The following is a 19725-nucleotide window of genomic DNA, read 5'->3' on the forward strand; positions in this document are numbered from 1 at the left end:
GGGCTGCATATCGAGTATGCAGCCTTTTTCATCGTGATCCAGAAATCTCCTATTTATTCTTGTCCCATACAATGGAAAAAGTACTTCCCTGGGGAGTGCTCTTTTTCAGGATTAAATCTGCACCTAAAGCCCTTGCAAGCATTTTGCTGAAAGGCAACCCGAGACCGAGACCCCTCACTTTTAGCTTTTTCTTTTCTCCGCGGTAGAACCGTTCGAAAACCAATGCTTGTTCAGCATCCGGAATTCCGGTTCCAGTGTCCTGGACATCGATACCTTCATCTGAAAGAATAAGAGAAATGGAGCCTTCTTTATCTATAGCTTGATATGAATTATTCAATAAATTGATCAGGATTTGCTGGAGCCGGAGCGGATCGGTCTCTTTTTCCACAGGATGGTCCGGGGTGACGATATGGAGGGTGACAGGGTCATTTTGAATGACCTTCCATTGTCTCCCAATTTCGTTCACCAGGTTATTCATATTGACATTCTCTGCACGGATTGAGAAGGCACCTGCAGCAAGCGAATTGAAATCAAGCAGGTCAGCAATCATCGTCTGCAGCCTTTGGATTTCTTTTAACGTAATATCCAAAAACTCCTGGCGCTCCTCACCAGTCACGATACCATCTCTTACAGCCTGGACAAGTCCGCTGATTGAAGTAACAGGTGTCTTTAAATCATGGGTCACTCCTGCTAACAGCTCTGCGCGCATTTGTTCAAGCTGGATGAGGCGATTGGTCATTTCCTTGAAAGAGCTGACCAATTCATGCAGCTCCCGTTCTTTTGGCTCAGTATCAAGGACGATTTCATAATCACCTTCACTCACCCTTGCAGCAGCATGGGCGACATCCTGTATCGGCTGAATTATTTTTTTTGAGAGCAGATAAATGACAATCCAGCCCAGCAATCCCAGCCCCAACAGCAGGATAATCAGCAGCCGGTATTCCTGGTCGACATTGGTCAGTTCATCTGCCTCCTGGATGGCCACAACCCAGCCGGTTTGCTTGTCATTGACGATTAGAGGAGTTTTTACAGCGTAAAGCTCTCTGCCGTTATTCACAAAGTCCTGGAATGTAGCTTCACTTTCGAGCACCTCAGCCGGCACCTGGCCTGCCTGGACAGCAGAGCGGTTCGGACCTATGCCTAGACCATTGTGAGGCGGACCTGCATTTATGACAGTCCCATCCATATCGGTTATATATAATTCTGGCTGTTTTTCCATCTGCAAGATTCGGGCACGTTTCTCAAGCCTTTTATCAAAATAAGCAAAGTCTCCAGCAGCGCTTGTTTGAGCAATGCGGTCTGCTGTTTCGAGAGTCAGGTATTCCATTAAATTCAGGCGGTTTTCAAGCGTTGTTTGTTTGATCCACCACATTGAGCCTGCGGCAAGAATGGCAAGGCCGGCAATAAGAGTGATCAGATACCTCGTGGTCCAGTAACGCAGCATTGATATTGGCTTTTTATTTTTCATGAACACGGAACTGATACCCCAATCCTCTTAGAGTCCGAATTTCTCCTTCTGATTCTGGCCAGTCAGACAACGCATGCCTGATCCGTTTAATGGATAAATCCACCGCCCTGTCACTTCCGAAATAATCCATTCCCCATATATTTTCTATTAAATTATCTCTTGTGAAGGTCCTATTCGGCCTTTCTGCCAAAAAAATCAGCAGACTCGTATCTTTGGGTGTCAGGACAACGGTTTCGCCGCCAAGCGAGACTTCATGCGAGTCCAGATTAATCTTCAGGCTTCCAAACTGTTTCGTATTAGCAGTATCCAGGACTTTGGGAGATCGGCGCAGGACAGCATTGACTCTGGCAACCACTTCCTCCCCGACAAACGGTTTGGTGATATAATCATCGGCCCCCTGATTCAATCCCTTAAGGCGGTAATCGATATCTCCAAGTGCAGTCAGCATGATGACGGGACAGGAACTGATTTTTCGTATCTCCTTGAGCACTTCCCAGCCCTCCATTCCCGGAAGCATCACATCCAGCAAAACAAGATCAGGTTCATGCGTCTCGAATGCTTCCAAACCTCCTGGGCCGTCGAACGCCTGGATGACTTCATAGCCTTCATGCTTTAGGTAAACAGCCAATACTCGTGAAATGGTTTGTTCATCCTCAATAATTAATATGGTCTTCATTGCTGTCCCTCCTAGTACCACTAACCCTAACTATACAAGAAATACCCCGGGTTTTGAAACCGGGGCTTTCTTGACTGGTGGATCTTTTTATAAGCCGAATCCTTCTCCGCTAAGGCCGTTCTCTCCCCTTCCCCCATCAGGGCCGAATCCGCCTTTCCCTCCAAATCCTCGTTCATGGCCCATACCGCCCTTGCCTTTAGAACCTCCTCCATGGCCGAAACCTTTACCGAACATGCCGAAAGTGTCCTCGGTTAATTCTGCCAGCTTGTCCGCATCCTTAGCCTGAATTTCCTCCATCAGCTGACGAGTATCTTTATTAGTGGTAGAAATCCCAAGCTCTTTTGCCAGGTTCACAACTTTTTTCTCCTGTACTTCTGCTGCGATCTCTCTGATTGTTTTTCCGTCGATCGTGATCTTCAGTTCTTTAGCTTCAGCTTTCACTTTAGCTGTCATGACTTCCTGAGCGACTTCCCTGATATCTTTACCATCTACAGTAATGCCAAGTTCTTTTGCTTCCTTATTGACTGCAGCGGTATAAACTTCCTGCTGAAGTGTCTGCAGGTCCTTGCCTTCGGTGGAAACACCAAGTTCCTTTGCTTTCTGGTTAAGGGAAGCCGTACGAATATCCTCCATTAAAGTTTGTTCATCTTTGTCAGCTGTTGACACCCCAAGCTCTTTAGCCTGTGTTTGCAGATTTGCCAGGCGGATTGCCTCATGAAGTGCAGCTGCGTCCTTTCCATCTGTGGAAATTCCCATCTCCTTCGCTTGCTCTTTTAGCTTGGCCAATTGAACTTCTCCGGCGATCGTGTCGATATCCTTATTGCTTGTTGTGATTCCCAGATCTTTTGCTTCCTTTTTTATCGTGGCTTCGCGAATTTCACTCATTAAGGTTTCTGCATCTTTATCCGTTGTGCTGATGCCCAACTCTTTAGCTTTCGCGATCAGCTCTTCGGAATTGCCGCCAAAGAATCCTTTATGGCCAAAGCCTTTCCCCATGAAACCCAGCTTTGAGCTTACCTTGCTTGCGATTGAGCCTGTGGTACTGTCATCATTCGCAAATGATGTTGTTGCATAACCTCCGACCAATAATGCTCCTGCGATTGTAAGACCGATTACTTTTTTCTTCATAACTGACATCCTCCTAGGTTTTTTCATTTTTTTAGGTTCCATTTCGTGGTGAACCTTATATCACTAATTTAACCGGGGAATATGTCAGCAGAATGTCAGAGCAAAATAATTTTCAAAAATAGTAAACAAGCTGAAATTGGCGGCAGAATCGGTGATTTCCTGCCCAATACGCTGAGAATATCAAAGCTCGCTGCATGTCAGGAACATGTCAGATTGAAAAAAAGAGTGGGTATCCTTTTGGCGAGGTCGGATACAGCGGGTAAATACCAGGTCCTTTTCAAAAGTTAGGACGCACCTTTTTTCAATCTAGCGACGGAAGCAAAAGGTACGTCCCCGTGCTTATTTCAGCTTTACTTTTTGGTCTCCAATTTTGATGTACCATTTTCCGGCTGCGAAGCTGTCTTTGGAGACTTCGTATACTTTTGTATCGGTAACGGTGATTCCTGGATTTAAGTCGCTGGCGATTTTGGCATTGTCGACATTTGTTTCGATTGCGTAATTTGTGGAGGCATCGATATCTGATTCGTACTCGGTGCCTTCTTCATCGACAAGGCTGACAGAGGGATAATCAAACATGCCGACTGGCTTCTTGGATATGTTCTTGATTTTGTACTGGATCGCCACAAAGGTTCCTCCTTCGGAAACCTTTTTGTTGATATATTCGTTTCCGACCTGCTCTTTCTCCTCAAACTTGGTGACAGTGATTTCAACATTGTCTGCCTGGACGGGTTCGCCTATTTTGAAAATTTTCTCTTCCTTGGCAGGCGCAGCTGCTGGTGCAGATGAGGTCCCTCCAGTGGCTGCCTCCTCACTGCCTCCGCCAAGTGCTGAACCGATGATACCAAGCAAAATCAATGCTCCTGCTAAACTTAAAATCTTATGCCTGCCAAAGAAGCTGCGCTGATCCTTTCCGCAGTGAGGACACTTCTTCACTCCTTTTGCGATTTCTTTCCTACAAGTCTTGCAAGCTGTCAATTTATTATCTGTCATGATTTTTTTCCTCCTGATTTGTCATTTTGGAAGCACTGGGTACGTCCCCGTGCTTCAATTTTCCCTTCGCTTTTCCATTACGGATTCGGAGATCATTTCGTACATGTTTTCGACGCCTTTGTGTGTTGCCTGGAAGCTGAATGAGTTTTCGAGGTGGATTCCGAGGCTGTCTGCTTCTTTTGCTGTGTCTATATTTGCGCCCATGAAGATGAATTCCCAGCTGTATTTTTCCTGCTGGTGGCTGATCAGCTCTTTTACTTTGTTATAGGTGAATTCACGGCTGGCGTTTTCCATGCCATCGGTCGTGATGACGAAAATGACGTTGCCTGGCCGATGGTCTTCAGGTGTTTTTGACAGTCTGTAGCCGACGTCAAGAATGGTCTTTCCAATGGCATCGAGCAGTGCTGTTGTTCCCCGCACAAAATATTCATCCTCTGTAAGCAGGACTTCCCGTGCATCGATACCACTCCACAATACTTCATATTCATCATCAAACAGCACCGTTGTCAGGATTGTGTCGCCTTCAAGTTCGCACTGCCTTTTTACAAAAGCATTGAAGCCTCCTACTGTATCGCTTTCCAGTCCTGCCATTGAACCGCTCCGGTCGAGCAGGAAAATGATTTCTGTTAAATTGTTGTTCATCTTCAACAACCTCCTATGTTTAATCTGATATAATCATAGCTAGATTCATCCATAAATTGGTCGCCTGTTAAGCGACATTTTCGGGGAGTGACCATATGCTAGATCAAAAGATTCTTGAAGAATTGCAGGAATATCTAGAAGCTAATCTGGCTTTCATTATTGAAAAGGAGATAATCCTATATAGTCCATCGGAAAAATCCATTGATATGGATTCTGTCATGGAAAGCGTATCGCCGATGGATATTGAGATGTTCATCAATGACAAACGGCAGCCTACACTCCAGGAGGTTCTTTTTGGCTTTATTGATAAAAAGGAAGCCACGGATGCAGAGATTTATAAGAAGGCTGGCATTGACCGCCGCCATTTTTCAAAAATCCGTTCCAACCCAGAGTATAGGCCAGGCAAGAATACGGTCCTGGCGCTGGCACTTGCACTTGAGCTGGATAAAAATGAAACCGACAGGCTATTAAGCGCTGCCGGCTACTCCTTATCGGACAGTGATACGACTGATCTCATTATTCAATTTTTTATTGAAAAGAAAATATACAGCCTCCGCGAGGTAAATTATGCCCTGGATCACTTTAGCATGAAGCCGTTGAGCGGGGTTTTATAGCATAAAAAAGTCGGCAGATGGAAAGTCTGCCGATTTTATTTTACATATTTGTTTAAGTCATCTATTAAGTAGGAAGGCAAACTGGAGATAGTATGCGTGTTCTTCTCATCCATGATGGAGCCTCCGTCCATTCCTAACCACAAAGAGTATTTTGCTTTTGTTCTATCATCGAACGTAAGTGTCAGAAGATAATCAGGCACCGCTACATCAACCACTCCTGGCATTTCCTCAGCCTTTTCAATAGCTTTGACAAAAGTTTTGAGAGCCTCAGATTCTTCTTGCTTATAAGATTTGTGCGGTAGTTTCACATCCAGCAGGCTTTCTCCCACCATGGCCACCTCTGCCTGAATCACCGTTTTTCCCTCGAGCTTCACGATTTCTATTTTTTCAGCTTTACTGTCCGGTTGAATCGCTTCCTTTTCACTGCAGGCTGCCATCGTCAAAACGGCCAGGATCATTGTCATGAAAAGCCTTCCCGCATTTATGGTGTGCATTATATTGCCCCCTTTTTTATATAGACGATGGTTCTGGAAAAAGGTCACAAAAAAAATGCCGGCTGCCCGGCACCTTACTTATACTAATGAATCACTTTCCCGCGTTCAAAATGGTTCATGCAGGTCAGTTCGATAATATACTCGTAGTTGGCGATTGACCGGAGGATCGCCTCTTTTTCGTCCAGGGTCAAATCAGGGTTCTGCATTTTTGTCATGAGCGTCATTTGCAATGCTTCTAACTGAGATTTCACTTCCTGATAGTTCATTACCTAACACCCTCCCTTAAATGTAATCGCTTTCTATCTTTATTTTCATTATACTCTACGAACCCCATGAGGTATTGGCGGATTTATTGTGAAATTGTGAAACATTCTTTAAAATGGACATTTCTAAATAAAAAGAACCCAGTTCATTCTCTGGAATCCCCTTCTTTTTACATTCGCTTGGGCGGGCATTTCAAGTATAATGAATACTATTCAGTTTATGCATATGATGATTCGTTGCGAGAATCCTATATATAAGTCGGATAATACACTATAAAAGAGGTTAATACATGAGCGAAAAAAGCTTTGAGGATTACAATTTAAGCGATGAAATCAAACGGGCACTTAGTGTGCTTAAATATGAAAATCCTACTGAGGTCCAAACAGAAGTCATTCCATTGGCATTGCAAAATCAGGACCTTGTCGTGAAATCACAGACTGGAAGCGGAAAGACAGCTTCATTCGGAATACCTGTTTGCGATATGGTTGAATGGGAGGAGAAGCTGCCTCAGGCCCTGATTCTTACCCCAACCAGGGAGCTGGCGGTCCAAGTCCGGGAAGACATCACGAATATCGGCAGATTTAAAAGGATCAAAGCGGCGGCTGTTTATGGAAAAGAGCCGTTTTCCAAGCAGAAAGAAGAGCTGAAGCAAAAAACACATGTCGTTGTCGGCACCCCCGGCCGTGTGATTGATCATATCGAAAGAGAAACGCTCCTTTTAGATAAAATTAAATATCTAATCATCGATGAAGCGGATGAAATGCTGAACATGGGGTTTATTGAAGCAGTTGAGTGGATCATCGAACAACTTCCAGAGGACAGAGTGACGATGGTTTTTTCTGCTACCCTGCCTAAGGATGTTGAAAATCTTTGCCACCAATATATGAAGGAACCTGTTCAAATCGAAATTGCTTCTACGGGTGTGACCACGAGTACGATTGAACACTCATTGATTGAAGTGAAGGAAGAAGAGAAAATAGCGCTGCTTAAGGACATTACGGTTGTTGAAAACCCAGACAGCTGCATTATTTTTTGCAGGACGAAGGAGAATGTCGATACCGTCTACGCTCAGCTTGACGCTGCCAATTATTCATGCGAAAGGCTTCATGGCGGTTTGGAGCAGGAAGATCGATTTGCGGTTATGAACGGCTTCAAAATGGGCAATTTCCGTTATCTCGTGGCCACCGATGTTGCCGCAAGAGGAATTGACGTCGACAATGTATCGATTGTCATCAACTATGATGTTCCGATGGAAAAAGAAAGCTATGTCCACCGCACAGGACGTACGGGGCGCGCGGGAAACAAAGGCAAAGCGGTTACCTTCGCTACACCTTATGAAGGAAAATTCATCAAAGCGATCGAACGGTACATTGGCTTTGAAATTCCTGTGGCAGAAGTTCCAAGCAAGCAGGAGGTTGCGAGTAACCAGGCTGCCTTCGAAGAGAAAATCGGCGGCCGCCGTGTCGTCAAAAATAACAAAACGGCCCGCATCAACCAGGGAATCACAAAGCTTCATTTTAGCGGCGGGAAAAAGAAAAAGCTTCGTGCTGTAGACTTCGTGGGAACAATCGCGAAAATCCCGGGAGTAACCGCGGATGATATCGGGATTATCACGATCCACGATACGATGACATATGTCGATATCCTGAACGGAAAAGGCTCGTTGGTCATCCAGGCGATGGAGGACGCAACAATTAAGGGAAAGAAAATCAGGGTTAGCAAGGCTATTAAATAGAGATTGTTTTATAGAAATCATAGTAAAGGACGATTATGCCAGCCATAATCGTCCTTTTTATTTATCTATTTTTCACACACAATAACCTCGCGTTCGAAGGTGCCCTTCCTTACAACACAACGATCGGCTATCTTGAAACCTGCTTCTTCGATGATCGAGTCGATTGGTTCAATTGTAACAATCACGACTTTATCGGCAAATTCCCGTGTGCTTTGCAGCATCTCAAGCTGCTCTTCTGGCGTAATAACGGAGCACAGATTGTAAGGCATATCGATAATCGCGACATCAAAATGGCCTGTCACTTCACGGATGTCCCTGAATTTCACTTCCGTCAAATAGCCAAAATGCGCGATGTTTTCCCGGGTGCCCGGCAAGATAAGCGGATTGATGTCACTGGCAACCATGTCTATTCCCATTGAGAGTGCCTCGACGACAACTGTGCCTATACCACAGCATGGATCGATCGCTTTCACTCCGGCTGGATCAGGAACAGCTATATTAGCGACAGCTCTCGCCACTCGCGTACTTAAGGAAGTCGAGTAACTGTGCGGCTTCTGCTGGTGATGCAGCCAAACCGCTTCACTGCTGTGATATTCACCGAATACCCAGCGGCCCCCTGCATTCATTAAAGCAAACACAAGCTCAGGATTATTCAGTTCGGGTTCCCCGGGAATGTGCAGGCCAACCTCGCGTTCGATCCGGCGCCTGTCTTTAAAATTCACTTTATCTGGTCCGGAGACTTTTACATACATCACTTTAAAAGTAGAGCCATTCAGCTCCAACTGTTTTACCTGCTCAATTAGGTCCTCTAATTTGTCGCCTTCAAACCAGACATCCATGCGTCCTCTCAAGAACGGGCTTCTGCTCGGGTCTATTTTTATCGTACTTTCAAGAATGCTGGAATCCGTATCCACGCCGAAAAATGAGCGCATTTCCAGGGCGCATAACTCTCTTTCTTCATCTGGCAAAGCGTAATTATATAAAAAAGAGCGCGGCTCTAGGTGTTTGTAATTCAAATTGTTCCATTCCTTCCTTTATCCATTCCATAACTATACTAGTTTACATGATAAAAGTATCTGGATACAGCTGGAAAGGAAGCTGAAAAAAGAAAGGCAGATTTCCCGCCTTTCTTCATTACTTATTACTTATTACTTATTACTTATTCATCTCAATCCAATTTTTGACCAACCGCTTCGGTGCTGCACGCAAATAGGCTTCTTGAATGAGATCGCTCAACTCATCCCAGTTCTCTGACTCGGGATTTTCAATCGAAACCCAGCCGTGCTGCCCGATATATGGTGTTTTGAAGAAATACTCTTTTTGCAGCAATAACACTTGAGTTTCCCGGTCTGACTTAAACGACAATCTGAAGCCCTTATCACTTTCACCTGAAATCACGAACGATTTCCCATTGATTTTAAATGTATGGTGACCGAATCCGTCAATGATTTCTACAGCTTCAGGCAGAGCAAGACAGATCTTGCGTACACGTTCAAGCATGTCTCCCGTTTCTTGTGTTTTCATGGTATATTCACCTGTCAGCGTTTCTATTTAGCATTTTCATCTGGTTGATGAACTCCGAATACATTGCCTTCCGGATCGAGGTAGTAGCCCTGCCACGCCATTCCAGGAAGGGCATGCTTTGGCAGTGCGACCTTGCCGCCATGTTCAAGGATTTTGGCTTCCGTCTGGTCGTAATTATCCACTCCCATTGTACATGAAAATCCATTCATCGCTGCATTGGCTTCCGGCGGGTTGCCTTTCCGCTGCATCAAAGCACCATTGATCCCAGGTTCTTTCTCGCCGCCAGTCACTGCCCCAAAGTACGGCATCCCGGCATAGTCGCTCCAATCCTGAAAGGTCCAGCCGAAAACCTCTCCATAAAACTTCTTTGCTCGTTCCATATCACTTACATGAATTTCAAAATGAATTAATCTTCCCATGACAACCTCCTAATGAACTATGTTTTTTGCTTGCAGCCATCTTGTACTTATGTAAATCATGAGGTTCTTCTTTCATGAATTCAGCTTACTCTCATTTGAGACGAATTCTGATAGATTACCTCTTTATTATAGGATAATTTTCAGAATATATATTCAATTTTTAATGAAAAGGCTCTTTTCTAATACTTTGCTGCTATTCTATATGCTCTTGAAATCTCCTTCCAAATGGTTTATTGAAGAAGGCTTCAAACTGTTGATTTCCGTTCCAGTCGCTTCGCTTTCCTCTGAAAAATTATAAAAAAGCCCAATTGCCGGCTTTTTCAAGAGCGAATTTTTCTTGGGGCGTGCGGTGAGCCTCCTCGTCGCTTTGCTCCTGCGGGGAAAAATGGTCCCTTCTTTTCGGACCATTTCTTCCGGGGTCTCACCTGTCCCGCTTCATCCCGAAGGAGTCTGCGCGCCTGGAACGAAGAGCAACAGGCTCTCAATTCAACATTGGTGAAAGCAACAATCTTTGCGAAAACAGCCAATAAGAATAATCATCTGTTTTTTCCCATGCAAAAAGGCAACACCCAGTGGAGGGTTGTTGCCTTCTTTTAGAAAAATGCTTCACTCTTTGACCGGGTCTAGTGCCTGGTATGCGAGCTGATACTTTCCGCCTTCTGCGACCTCAGAATGATATAAGGCCTTAAGAGCATAGTTTTTTTCAAGCTCGTGTTCCTTTATCAAGCTAGTTAAGCGCGTCTGCAGCTCAGGATTTTCTTTGACTAACTGCTTCATTTGCGATTTTAAAAATTTCATGAATGGTTACCTTACCCTTTAAGATTCAATAGACCTAAGTATAGCATTAACCATTCATGAATAATTAATAATTTTTCCTAGTCTGTTTCAATCCGGTTCAACATGGACATGGACATCATAAATTTCATATTCTTCGATCAGTTTTTGCTCGACTTTTGTGGAGATGTCGTGTGCTGTGCTGATATCCAGGGTAGGATTGACTGTGATGACGATGTCGACGACGATATTGTTGCCGTAGCGGCGTGCTTTCAGATCGTTGATTCCTTTTACACCGGGAACATTGCAAATGCTCTCATTATATTCCTTGATCAGCTCGATATCGAAGCCGTCGGTAAGCTGGTGGGAAGCTTCGCGGAAGATGTCCCAGCCTGTTTTTAAAATTAACCCGCCTACGATGACTGCCGTTACAGGGTCAAGCCATGGCAAACCGAATTGTGAGCCGATGATCCCGACAGCGGTCCCGATACTTACCCATGAGTCGGAGAGATTATCCTTGGCAGCTGCCATGACGGAGTGGCTCTTGATTTTCAGGGCAAGCTTGCGGTTGTAGCGATAAACAAAATACATGGCAAGTGCAGAGAACAGGCCTGTCCATGCTGCAGTCAGGTCAGGTGCTTCGGTTACTCCGTCAAAGATTGAGGTGACCGCGCTATACAGCACCTCTAGACCGACCAGGATCATGATAAAAGAAGCGACCATGGATGCGACCATTTCCGATTTCCAGTGTCCATAGAGATGGTCTTCATCTGCAGGCTTTTGCGACAGCCGCAGGCCAATCAGCACGGAAACAGATGCCAGAATATCGGTTGTATTGTTCAATCCGTCTGCCATCAAGGCTTCTGAATTGCTTATGTAGCCAACAAATAGCTTCAATGCGGATAAAATGATATATGCGACGATGCTTATTATGGCTCCGCGCTCGCCTAATTTCAAATTGTTATAACGCTGTTCATCCATGTTTAAAATCCTCCATTGCTAATGCCTTAAACATTTTAACAATCGGGAATCGTGTGGGTCTATAGCAATCTTTTTACCCGCAGGCATGTTCGTGTTGGAAAGGCAAAAAAGTTTCCTTGAGGAAAAAAGCAAAAAGCGCAAGCGCCTCGTTTAGCCCCGAAAAGCGCTGGCCGACTAAGAACGCCACGTCCTGTGGCAACGTCGGCACTAGAACATCGTGTCCGTCGGAGGGCCTGACAGTGAAGTCGCTTTTTGACTTCATTGGCAGGACCGAACACGAAAAGTATAGCCGACTGCCCAGAAACGCAGAAACTGGAGACTCCGGCAAAGAAGCGCTTTTTGCTTCTGCGGGCGGAGTTGAAGTTTCGGAGTTTCTAGGAGGCGAAACTAGACATGCGTCTCGAGGGGCTAGGCGCTGGAGCTAGATTAAGACAACTTATATAGTTATCCACATCAAAATCATTTTTATAATTTCCTGGTGTACAATAAAAAAACACACCAAACTGTTAAGTTTAGTGTGTTCAAAGTTTTATTTTAGTTCCATGATAATTGGTAAAATCATTGGTCTTCTGCCCGTCTGGCTATACAGGAACGGATTGACGACGTCGATGATGGCTTTCTTGAGGCTGGACCAATCCTTCGTCCCGCCCGCCAATTCTGTCGTAATTTTATCCTTGATGATTTCTTCAAGGTTTTTCATGAGATCGCCGGATTCCCTGACATAGACAAAGCCACGTGTGACGACTGTCGGCTTGTTGACAAGGGCATTCTTGTCGCGGTCGATCATCATCGTGACAATCACAAGGCCATCCTGTGACAGGACTCTTCTGTCCTTCAGCACGATATTGCCGATGTCGCCGATTCCGCTGCCGTCAACGTATACCGGCTGGGCAGGCACTTTTCCGCCAGGCTGGCCGCCATCCGCAGACAGCTCGAGAACGTCTCCATTGTCTAAAATAAAGCAGTTTTCACGCGGTATACCGCATTGCTCCGCCAATCTCACATGCTGATCGAGCATGCGGAACTCGCCATGGATCGGAATGAAATATTTCGGATTAAGCAGCTTGATCATCAGCTTCTGCTCTTCCTGCTTGCCATGGCCGGAAGTGTGGACTTCACTGATTTTGTGGTGAATGACCTCAGCTCCGATGCGGTGCAGCTTGTCTATCACGCGATTGACGCTGATTGCATTGCCTGGAATTGGTGAAGATGAGAAGACGATTGTGTCTCCCGGAATGACGGAAATCTGGCGATGTGTGCCATTCGCGATTCTTGCCAATGCTGCCATCGGCTCGCCCTGGCTTCCGGTACAAATTATCGTCAGCTCATTGCTTGGCACCTTCCCAATTTCATTGATGTGAATGAATGCCTCGTCTGGCGCCGTGATATACCCAAGCCTTCTGCCAATCTCCATTGATTTTTCCATACTGCGGCCAACAATGGCAATCTTGCGGTTATGCTTTAATGAAGACTTTACCACCTGCTGGATGCGGTCGATATTTGATGCGAATGTCGCAAAAATTACCCGGCTGTCAACAGTCTGGAAAATATCCTCAATTGCCTCAGCAACTCTTTTTTCAGATACAGAGAATCCTGGAACCTCGGAGTTCGTGCTGTCTGATAACAGGCAAAGCACACCCTCGCTGCTGATTTCCGCGATTTTTTGAAAATCGGTGCCAGCTCCGACTGGCGTCAAATCGAATTTGAAGTCGCCGGTGTGGACAATATTTCCCTCCGGAGTCGTGACAACGACACCAAATGAATCCGCGATACTGTGTGTAGTGCGGAAGAATCTTACCTTGATGTTCTGGAATTCCACAACCGTATCATTATTGATCTGGTGGAAAGTCACGCCCTTGATTTTATGCTCCACCAACTTTGATTTAATCAGTTCAACGGCAAAGTCGCCGCCATAAATCGGTGCCTTCACATCCTGAAGCAGGAATGGCAATCCGCCGATATGGTCCTCGTGGCCATGTGTGACAAAAATTCCGACAAGCTTGTCCTGGTTCTGCTTAAGATACGTGTAATCCGCAAGCACATAGTCAATCCCCAAAAGCTCATTGTCCGGGAACTTGATTCCGCAATCCACTAGGACCATTTCATTTTTATATTCAATTACATACGTGTTCTTCCCGATCTCGCCCAGTCCGCCCAGCGCGAAAATCCGAAGATCCTTTTTTAATTTTTGTTCCATAAGTCAACTCCTGTTTCTTTTTGCAATATGATCAATTCCCACTGGAATCATTATAAAAATAAAGAATAGTGAGGAAATTTAATGGAGAAATTATGAGGTTTGAAGTCCTTAAAATATACCACAAAATAGCGCATTCAACAAATTATGATATACCGTTCGTTAATGAGACGGGTTTTATCAGGGAAAAATTGCCGGGTTGTGCCGAAAACTTATGGGATGATGCAGTTATTTTTGCTTGAGTAGGTGTGTTTGCTTTTTTGGTTTGTTTTTTTCTGGATGGGTTTGGTTTTTGCTAGTTGGGATTGGTATTTCACTTGCAGTGGGGCGCTTATTGACTTGTTGGTACAATCATTTACTTGATTGGAGCTTGGTTTGGGATATTGATGAGGGCTTTTTTCGATTTAATACCAGTTGGGAGCAATTTAATACCAGTTGCGGGTTTTTTAATTCCAGTTGGAGAGGGTTTAATTCCAGTTAGGGGCAATTTAATACCAGTTGAGGTCAATATCCCGATTCATCTTCAGGTTAATAATGCGTTAACATAAGTAATTGCCGCTTTATCTACGGTTAGGTAAGATTTATCTACGGTCAGGGATGTTTTATCTACGGTTAGCTGAGTTTTATCTACGGTCAAGGAAGTTTTATCTACGGTTACGGGTACTTCATCTTAAATAATGCCTCATCTACCCGTTTTACCAAAAAAGAAAAAACACCACTAAATCAAGTGGTGCCCCGCGTTTTACAATATATCCTTAAATGCTTTCGCCTGTTCGTCGAGCTGGCGGGCGGCGCTGCCGATTTCTTTGAAGGCGGCGACTGCTTGTTTGTTGAGTGCCTGGTTGTTGGTGATGCCTGCCTGGGAACGGGTGGTGGCTTCACTGATTTTGTTGATTTCGCCGGTGATGCCTTCGATGTGGGCGTTGACTTCCTGGATGGAATCCTGGACGCGGGTGGCGAGCTTGCGGACTTCGCCTGCGACTACGTTGAAGCCTCGGCCGTGCTCGCCGGCGCGGGCTGCTTCGATTGCGGCATTCAGCGCCAATAAATTCGTTTGGGCGGCGATTTCCCGGATGGTCTTGACGATGCTGCCGATCGATTTGGCCTGCGACTTCAGCGATTCGAGGATTTCCAGGCTTTCCGTCGATTCTTCCACAAGCCTTGTGGTTGCCAGGGCGGCCTCTTCGCTGCGCTGTATTCCCGTTTCAGCCCTGCCGCTCAGCTCTTCTGACATCTGCTTCAGCTGCTCCGCTACTCTTCCGGAGTTCATTTCCCGCTCCGTAATATCGGTTGCAACCTTCACGACGCCTGCCAGCTTCCCGGCTGCATCGTAAACCGGCGTATAGGTTGCCTCCAGCCAGAGGAGCTTGCCGCGTTTTGTGACCCGCTGGATTTTTTCCTGGAAGCTCATGCCCTTGCGAAGATTACGCCATAATTCCTGGTATGCCCGGCTGCTGGCAAATTCCTCCGTACAGAACTGGCGGTGCTGCAGCCCGACCATTTCCCCGACTCGATATTCCATCGTCCGGGCAAAATTCTCGTTCACCCAGAGCACCTGTCCATTTGGGTCAAATTCAATCATCGCCAATGACTTCTCCATTGCTGCCAGTACGGCACCTTCCTCAAAAACCTGTGTGCTTTCAACCAGGGAACTCGTTAGCATCGCTGTCATCCTCTTCTACTTTTTTTCTAGCGTGTCTAATTCATGAATCAATAGTACTAGATTCCCGTCAATTCTACAATTTTCAATGTGCTATCCCTCATGAAGGATAAAACAGCTATCAAACTACTACTATATTGGAATTTGGCTATTTTATTGGAGTAAAATCACCTAGTACCTTTTTCTTATTTTTGGAAAATAAATGTAAATTATTAGATATTTCAGAGTCCCTTTCTATATAATGAAAAAGTCATTTAGTTGGGCTTTTTTTACAATATCCCCAACAATAGAAAGGGTTGTGAAAAATGGTGCATAAAAACTTGCTTGCGGTGTTCATCCTTTCCTTCACGCTAGTCTTGTCTGCGTGCGGAAATGATGAGAAGGCCTCAAAGGCAGAAGCAGAAACAAAGCCGAAAACGGAAAAAACAGAAGCTGCTAAAGAAGAAAAAACAGATGAAAAGACGGAAACTGCTGCAGCCAGCGGTGAACTGAACCCCGCGATTGCCGAGGAAACAGAAGGCAATGTCGAAGTGGTCTACACAAACAATGAAGCGAATTATACTCATGATATGAATGGATTCAAGGTGACTGTCGATGGCTATGAAATCGCCAAGGTGACCGACATGAATGAAAGCGCGAAAATCCTGTTTGATGACCAGATCGACGGATATGTGATTACCGCGAAGGTCACGCTTGAAAACGGCACTGACAAACAGATGTGGTATTCAAACTACCATCGCCTGCAGCTGGCGAATGATTTTGATTTCATTTCGTCTGACTGGAAAAACTATGTTCCGGAAGACAAGCAGATTAATAGAATCAAAAAGAACCAGGACGATTTTACCGTGTTCGAGCCGAAGGAAAAAGTAGCTGGCTTGGTGACTTTCACCCTGACAAATGAAGAGTTTGAGAGAATGAAAACAGTCAAGCCTAAGTATATTATCGAGGGCGGCGTTGCTGATAATGACAGCTTTGGAAATAGTTTTCAGCAAAATTCCCAGTCTTACGATTTTATATTCAGCGATGAACAGGCCAAGCAGGTAAGTTCACAGCCGCAATTCTACCAGGACCGCCTTTCTTCCGATAACTGGGCAGACAAGAAGATGATTTTTGAGAAGGCCGGCATTAATGAAACCCAGCAGATTGGCGATGTGAAGGTCACGCTTGATGGTGTCCAGTATACGGAAATCATCCCAACAGAAGCGAATAAAGAGATGTTCACTGACTTTGGCACAAACGGCATTGCTGCACTGACCGTAAAAATGAAGATCGATAACCAGTCCAAAGATCCAGTCAGCATCACGAACGTCCATACGATCCTGAACGTCGATGATAACCGTGCACGCTATATGAGCCAGGGAATGGCTGAGCCGAGCAGCCAGCCCGATATCGCCGCTGGCCAGCAGGGTGAGAAGTTACTAGTTTATCTATTCAGGAAAGACGAATTTGATTTGTATAAGAAGTTCTTGCTGGAATTCGGCCCATTCATTGCCGCGGATGGCAACGAAGCGTTCAAAGGCAGAAAAGCAACCTTTGCTTTGCCGAGATAATCAACAAAAATTTAGCCGCCCAAACCTTTGGGCGGCTATTTGCATTATTTTATTTTAGCAACGATTTTCCCTTTTACATGGCGTTCAGACAAGCGTTCAAGCGCAGCTGGCACCTCTTCCAGGTTAATTGTTTCTTTTAACATGGATGAAAGCTTCCCTTCAGCCATCAGCTTCAGCATCGCATCGCCCATTACGGCGAGGTCTTTCTCAGCCTTTAGCCCGCCCTGGTAAGCTGCTCCCAGAGCGATTTCATGATAGGACGGAACCTTAGTGAACCCTGGGATTTTTGTGAATTCAGGCGGTCCGGCAATATAGGCGATATGCCCCATATAGCCAAGCATGTCCAGGGATTCAGTGGCACTCTGCCTGCTGACAGCATCAACTACTGCGTCAACACCAGTACCGCCGGTGATTTCCATCACTCGTGCAGCCACATCTTCATTCCTGTAATCAATCACGTAATCGGCGCCTAACGATTTTACATAATCGTGATTGGAGCTTGAAGCTGTTGAAATGACCGTTTTTCCAGCAAGCTTGGCCAATTGGACACCAAAGCCGCCAACTCCTCCTGCCCCTCCATGGATGACAATAGTTTCTATCTGATCAAATGGAAGTTTTCTGTACAGGGCCTGATATGCCGTATAACCTGCAGTCGGGATTGCTGCGGCATCTTCAAAGCTGACTCCGTCTGGAATCCGCGAAACCGCATGGGCCTGCGCGATTGTAAATTCCGCATACCCCCCCTTTTTCGTAAGGTTGCCGTGGTATACCACGCGGTCTCCTTTTTTCCAGCTGCTTACCCCCTCCCCAGTTTCTACAACGATGCCGGCTACATCAAGCCCGAGAATATGTGGGTAAGTCCAGTTCGGATTGCCATTGGCAGCTGTTTTATAATCGACCGGATTAAGGCCGACGGCATGGACCTCAATTAACAGTTCACCTGCTCCTGGCTGTGGTGTGCTGATTTCTTCGACCTTCATTTCCTTCCAAAGGCCTTTATTTTGTAAAAGCAATGCTTTCATGTATGTCATCTCCTTCGAGAAATAGTTTTTCCTGACCTGGTTTATATTATATACTGTGCAAAATTACAGCAAGGCACCAAACAGTAACCTTGGAGGAAATAGAATGAAAGAATTATACAACCGTTATGACTGCGCGATTGATCTCGTCATCGACTTGATCGGCGGCAAATGGAAAGTGCTCATCCTATGGAACCTGAATGAAGGAACAAAGCGCTTCAATGAACTAAAAGTGTCACTTCCAGGTATCACCCAGAAAATGCTTACCCAGCAGCTCAGAGAACTCGAGTACCACGGCCTTGTGGAGCGTAAATCTTTCGAGGACAACCGGGTTGAATATTCCACGACAGCTGTCGGCAAAAAACTGCAGACAACACTGTTCGAAATGTGCAAATGGGGAGATGAATATGCGGGAGAACATGGCATCAGCATGAATAAATGCTGGACTTCGATTGACTTTATGGAATCTTAAACCAGATTACTCCTTACAAGAGCAGTTCATACTCAACCAACACAGAGCGCATCCAAATGTTTATCGCCATCCTCCCATGGCAAAAGGGTATTTAATGAAATGATTGGAATAGCATAGTGAAAAGGCTATTCGAAAGGCTGGTGGATTATGGGACGTTTCATCGTGAATTTGATTGCGACCATCCTTGTGGTGACGGTGAATGCTCTGGCGAATATTTTGCCAATCAATGGGCAGACGACCGGGGAGATCTCCAACAAGCTTGAGGTGCTGTTCACGCCGGCGGGGTATGTGTTTGGCATCTGGGGTCTGATTTATTTTCTGCTTTTGATTTGGAGTTTCATGCAGTTCCCTTCCTCAAGGCGTGATTTGCCGATTTACCGGAAAGCTACACCGTTATATGTATTAAGTTCTGCCCTCAATATCACCTGGATTCTTTTATGGCATTATGAGTTCTTCTTCATGACGGTGATCGTGATGATTGCCTTGCTTCTTACGCTGATTGCACTTTACCATACCATCAAAACCGTGCAGCCGGCATTCTTGGAGATCGTTGCCTTTTCTGTCTACCTCGGCTGGATCAGCGTCGCAACTATCGCCAATATCAGCTATTACCTGAAATTCATTGGCTGGGATGGCTTCGGCATAACCGACGAGTCCTGGACCTTCATCATGCTGCTGGTGGCGGCAATTCTGTCCATTGCTTTTTTCCGGAAAATGGAAGACCCGGTTTACCCGCTCGTTTTCATTTGGGCGTTCATTGGCATCGGCGTTAAAAATGCTGCGGGACATCCTTCTGTCAGCTATGTTGCCTATGCACTGAGCGCAATCATCCTGATCATCATCATGGTCAATAAGGGCAGCATAAAAGCTTATTTCAGCCGGCACCAGCCAACAGCCTGATCCTGCATCGGATTCAGGCTGTTTTTTTATAAAAGTTTACATACTTATTCCTGTGGATATCTTATTATAGAAGTAGCATGGTATCGAACTTATCTTTTTTTTGGCTCTGTTAAGGCTGAATGTTGATTTTTAAACCCTGTTGATTGTAGTGGAAGGCGCGTAGACTCCTTCGGGATGAAGCGGGACAGGTGAGACCCCACAGGAGCGCAGCGACGAGGAGG

The 19725-nt window shown here is 45.4% G+C and carries 20 protein-coding genes; 5 read left to right on the plus strand and 15 right to left on the minus strand.

The genetic code is table 11. From position 1 onward, the window contains the following. Nucleotides 1-49: 49 nt before the first annotated feature. The 5 genes from AC3EBE_RS03605 to AC3EBE_RS03625 all read right to left on the minus strand — a co-directional run bounded on the left by AC3EBE_RS03605 (nt 50) and on the right by AC3EBE_RS03625 (nt 4904). Nucleotides 50-1468, minus strand: coding sequence for a sensor histidine kinase (locus tag AC3EBE_RS03605; protein WP_488593910.1), 1419 nt, complete (start codon nt 1466-1468; stop codon nt 50-52). Continuing rightward, nucleotides 1458-2144, minus strand: coding sequence for a response regulator transcription factor (locus tag AC3EBE_RS03610; protein ID WP_488593641.1), 687 nt, complete (start codon nt 2142-2144; stop codon nt 1458-1460). The genes AC3EBE_RS03605 and AC3EBE_RS03610 overlap by 11 nt, the downstream gene beginning before the upstream one ends. An 87-nt stretch (nt 2145-2231) precedes the next feature. Then, nucleotides 2232-3272: a hypothetical protein gene (locus tag AC3EBE_RS03615; RefSeq protein ID WP_488593642.1), complete on the minus strand. Its 1041-nt coding sequence runs from the start codon at nt 3270-3272 to the stop codon at nt 2232-2234. 339 nt (nt 3273-3611) lie between these two features. Next, nucleotides 3612-4262, minus strand: coding sequence for a DUF4352 domain-containing protein (locus AC3EBE_RS03620; RefSeq protein WP_488593643.1), 651 nt, complete (start codon nt 4260-4262; stop codon nt 3612-3614). 54 nt (nt 4263-4316) lie between these two features. Further along, on the minus strand, nt 4317-4904 hold the full coding sequence (locus AC3EBE_RS03625) for a vWA domain-containing protein (RefSeq protein ID WP_488593644.1): 588 nt from the start codon (nt 4902-4904) through the stop codon (nt 4317-4319). 95 nt (nt 4905-4999) lie between these two features. Between AC3EBE_RS03625 and AC3EBE_RS03630 the strand changes: the two genes are divergently transcribed. Continuing rightward, nucleotides 5000-5518, plus strand: coding sequence for a hypothetical protein (locus AC3EBE_RS03630; RefSeq protein WP_488593645.1), 519 nt, complete (start codon nt 5000-5002; stop codon nt 5516-5518). A gap of 35 nt (nt 5519-5553) precedes the next feature. On the opposite strand, the gene AC3EBE_RS03635 is transcribed toward AC3EBE_RS03630, so the two are convergent. Together AC3EBE_RS03635 and AC3EBE_RS03640 are read right to left on the minus strand one after the other, a co-directional pair. Beyond that, a complete protein-coding gene (locus AC3EBE_RS03635; protein ID WP_488593646.1) occupies nt 5554-6012 on the minus strand; it encodes a YhfM domain-containing protein in 459 nt (152 codons plus the stop codon). An 83-nt stretch (nt 6013-6095) separates the two neighbouring features. Then, the gene (locus AC3EBE_RS03640) at nt 6096-6278 is read right to left on the minus strand and encodes a DUF3896 family protein (RefSeq protein ID WP_488593647.1); all 183 of its coding nucleotides are present in this window, start codon (nt 6276-6278) and stop codon (nt 6096-6098) included. A gap of 287 nt (nt 6279-6565) precedes the next feature. Here AC3EBE_RS03640 and AC3EBE_RS03645 point away from each other — a divergent pair, with 287 nt between their 5' ends. Beyond that, the gene (locus AC3EBE_RS03645) at nt 6566-8011 is read left to right on the plus strand and encodes a DEAD/DEAH box helicase (protein WP_488593648.1); all 1446 of its coding nucleotides are present in this window, start codon (nt 6566-6568) and stop codon (nt 8009-8011) included. A 65-nt stretch (nt 8012-8076) separates the two neighbouring features. On the opposite strand, the gene AC3EBE_RS03650 is transcribed toward AC3EBE_RS03645, so the two are convergent. From AC3EBE_RS03650 to AC3EBE_RS03680, 7 genes are all read right to left on the minus strand, one after another. Beyond that, nucleotides 8077-9027 carry a TRM11 family SAM-dependent methyltransferase gene (locus AC3EBE_RS03650; RefSeq protein ID WP_488593649.1) on the minus strand — a complete coding sequence of 317 codons (951 nt, stop codon included), beginning with the start codon at nt 9025-9027 and terminating at the stop codon, nt 8077-8079. 139 nt (nt 9028-9166) lie between these two features. Further along, nucleotides 9167-9535, minus strand: coding sequence for an MmcQ/YjbR family DNA-binding protein (locus tag AC3EBE_RS03655; RefSeq protein ID WP_488593650.1), 369 nt, complete (start codon nt 9533-9535; stop codon nt 9167-9169). Nucleotides 9536-9558: 23 nt separating this feature from the next. Next, complete coding sequence (locus AC3EBE_RS03660; protein ID WP_488593651.1) at nt 9559-9954, minus strand: VOC family protein; 396 nt, start codon at nt 9952-9954, stop codon at nt 9559-9561. A 606-nt stretch (nt 9955-10560) separates the two neighbouring features. Continuing rightward, entirely contained in the window at nt 10561-10752 is a 192-nt protein-coding gene (locus AC3EBE_RS03665; protein WP_488593652.1) for a hypothetical protein, read from the minus strand. 87 nt (nt 10753-10839) lie between these two features. Beyond that, complete coding sequence (locus AC3EBE_RS03670; protein ID WP_488593653.1) at nt 10840-11709, minus strand: cation diffusion facilitator family transporter; 870 nt, start codon at nt 11707-11709, stop codon at nt 10840-10842. Nucleotides 11710-12238: 529 nt separating this feature from the next. After that, nucleotides 12239-13906: a ribonuclease J1 gene (gene rnjA, locus AC3EBE_RS03675; RefSeq protein ID WP_488593654.1), complete on the minus strand. Its 1668-nt coding sequence runs from the start codon at nt 13904-13906 to the stop codon at nt 12239-12241. Between the two features lie 739 nt (nt 13907-14645). Then, nucleotides 14646-15566, minus strand: coding sequence for a methyl-accepting chemotaxis protein (locus AC3EBE_RS03680; protein ID WP_488593655.1), 921 nt, complete (start codon nt 15564-15566; stop codon nt 14646-14648). A gap of 302 nt (nt 15567-15868) precedes the next feature. Between AC3EBE_RS03680 and AC3EBE_RS03685 the strand changes: the two genes are divergently transcribed. Then, a complete protein-coding gene (locus AC3EBE_RS03685) occupies nt 15869-17113 on the plus strand; it encodes a DUF5068 domain-containing protein (protein WP_488593656.1) in 1245 nt (414 codons plus the stop codon). A 44-nt stretch (nt 17114-17157) separates the two neighbouring features. Here AC3EBE_RS03685 and AC3EBE_RS03690 read toward each other — a convergent pair whose 3' ends face one another. Further along, complete coding sequence (locus AC3EBE_RS03690; protein ID WP_488593657.1) at nt 17158-18135, minus strand: zinc-binding dehydrogenase; 978 nt, start codon at nt 18133-18135, stop codon at nt 17158-17160. 103 nt (nt 18136-18238) lie between these two features. Here AC3EBE_RS03690 and AC3EBE_RS03695 point away from each other — a divergent pair, with 103 nt between their 5' ends. After that, nucleotides 18239-18604 carry a winged helix-turn-helix transcriptional regulator gene (locus AC3EBE_RS03695; RefSeq protein ID WP_488593658.1) on the plus strand — a complete coding sequence of 122 codons (366 nt, stop codon included), beginning with the start codon at nt 18239-18241 and terminating at the stop codon, nt 18602-18604. Nucleotides 18605-18751: 147 nt separating this feature from the next. Then, nucleotides 18752-19504 (plus strand): tryptophan-rich sensory protein, encoded by a 753-nt coding sequence (locus AC3EBE_RS03700; RefSeq protein WP_488593659.1) that lies wholly within the window; start codon nt 18752-18754, stop codon nt 19502-19504. Nucleotides 19505-19725 lie beyond the last annotated feature (221 nt).

It is taken from the genome of Mesobacillus sp. (assembly GCF_057785455.1).

What these genes read in the sequence shown, in the direction of transcription:
- AC3EBE_RS03655 (WP_488593650.1), bottom strand. Translation starts at nt 9,535, where the DNA reads ATGAAAACACAAGAAACGGGAGACATGCTTGAACGTGTACGCAAGATC.
- AC3EBE_RS03690 (WP_488593657.1), bottom strand. Translation starts at nt 18,135, where the DNA reads ATGAAAGCATTGCTTTTACAAAATAAAGGCCTTTGGAAGGAAATGAAG.
- AC3EBE_RS03665 (WP_488593652.1), bottom strand. Translation starts at nt 10,752, where the DNA reads ATGAAATTTTTAAAATCGCAAATGAAGCAGTTAGTCAAAGAAAATCCT.
- AC3EBE_RS03610 (WP_488593641.1), bottom strand. Translation starts at nt 2,144, where the DNA reads ATGAAGACCATATTAATTATTGAGGATGAACAAACCATTTCACGAGTA.
- AC3EBE_RS03620 (WP_488593643.1), bottom strand. Translation starts at nt 4,262, where the DNA reads ATGACAGATAATAAATTGACAGCTTGCAAGACTTGTAGGAAAGAAATC.
- AC3EBE_RS03680 (WP_488593655.1), bottom strand. Translation starts at nt 15,566, where the DNA reads ATGCTAACGAGTTCCCTGGTTGAAAGCACACAGGTTTTTGAGGAAGGT.
- AC3EBE_RS03660 (WP_488593651.1), bottom strand. Translation starts at nt 9,954, where the DNA reads ATGGGAAGATTAATTCATTTTGAAATTCATGTAAGTGATATGGAACGA.
- AC3EBE_RS03605 (WP_488593910.1), bottom strand. Translation starts at nt 1,468, where the DNA reads ATGAAAAATAAAAAGCCAATATCAATGCTGCGTTACTGGACCACGAGG.
- AC3EBE_RS03640 (WP_488593647.1), bottom strand. Translation starts at nt 6,278, where the DNA reads ATGAACTATCAGGAAGTGAAATCTCAGTTAGAAGCATTGCAAATGACG.
- rnjA (WP_488593654.1), bottom strand. Translation starts at nt 13,906, where the DNA reads ATGGAACAAAAATTAAAAAAGGATCTTCGGATTTTCGCGCTGGGCGGA.
- AC3EBE_RS03670 (WP_488593653.1), bottom strand. Translation starts at nt 11,709, where the DNA reads ATGGATGAACAGCGTTATAACAATTTGAAATTAGGCGAGCGCGGAGCC.
- AC3EBE_RS03685 (WP_488593656.1), top strand. Translation starts at nt 15,869, where the DNA reads ATGGTGCATAAAAACTTGCTTGCGGTGTTCATCCTTTCCTTCACGCTA.
- AC3EBE_RS03615 (WP_488593642.1), bottom strand. Translation starts at nt 3,272, where the DNA reads ATGAAGAAAAAAGTAATCGGTCTTACAATCGCAGGAGCATTATTGGTC.
- AC3EBE_RS03700 (WP_488593659.1), top strand. Translation starts at nt 18,752, where the DNA reads ATGGGACGTTTCATCGTGAATTTGATTGCGACCATCCTTGTGGTGACG.
- AC3EBE_RS03625 (WP_488593644.1), bottom strand. Translation starts at nt 4,904, where the DNA reads ATGAACAACAATTTAACAGAAATCATTTTCCTGCTCGACCGGAGCGGT.
- AC3EBE_RS03635 (WP_488593646.1), bottom strand. Translation starts at nt 6,012, where the DNA reads ATGCACACCATAAATGCGGGAAGGCTTTTCATGACAATGATCCTGGCC.
- AC3EBE_RS03645 (WP_488593648.1), top strand. Translation starts at nt 6,566, where the DNA reads ATGAGCGAAAAAAGCTTTGAGGATTACAATTTAAGCGATGAAATCAAA.
- AC3EBE_RS03695 (WP_488593658.1), top strand. Translation starts at nt 18,239, where the DNA reads ATGAAAGAATTATACAACCGTTATGACTGCGCGATTGATCTCGTCATC.
- AC3EBE_RS03630 (WP_488593645.1), top strand. Translation starts at nt 5,000, where the DNA reads ATGCTAGATCAAAAGATTCTTGAAGAATTGCAGGAATATCTAGAAGCT.